Raw genomic sequence first — 330 nt, 5'->3', positions numbered from 1 at the left:
AGTTCCGTTAGCGCAGTTGGTGAAAGTACGTTAGCGGGGTCGGCGAAAGCGCGTTAGCGCATTCGGCGAGATGCGTTTGCGAAAGTGGTCAATTTTAGATTAGCGCTAACATCGTCCTCCGGCCTGACCTTGTCGAGCCACCTCAGGAAGTCGTAGGTCCAGTACTTCCTCGGGTTGCCGGCGGGCGTGGTGCCGCCGTAGACGAACCCCCGCTTTGCGAGGAAGGCGAGCAGCCGCTGCTTGGCGGTCGCCAGGCGCGCGGTCGCCCCGTCGTAGGCGCCGGCGAGGTCCCTGATGCCTTCGACCTCGGGGGAGGGGACCCATACGGGG

The 330-nt window shown here is 64.2% G+C and carries 1 pseudogene; it reads right to left on the bottom strand.

From position 1 onward, the window contains the following. Positions 1-53 precede the first annotated feature (53 nt). Positions 54-330 (bottom strand): annotated as a pseudogene (locus tag ACTQ0H_RS09350) (hypothetical protein); the annotation flags it as partial.

Source organism: Collinsella sp. LCP21S3_A3 (genome assembly GCF_052118905.1).
Taxonomy (GTDB): domain Bacteria; phylum Actinomycetota; class Coriobacteriia; order Coriobacteriales; family Coriobacteriaceae; genus Collinsella.
The sequence above is the reverse complement of the archived record's forward strand: the minus strand, read 5'-3'. Positions and strand labels throughout refer to the sequence as shown.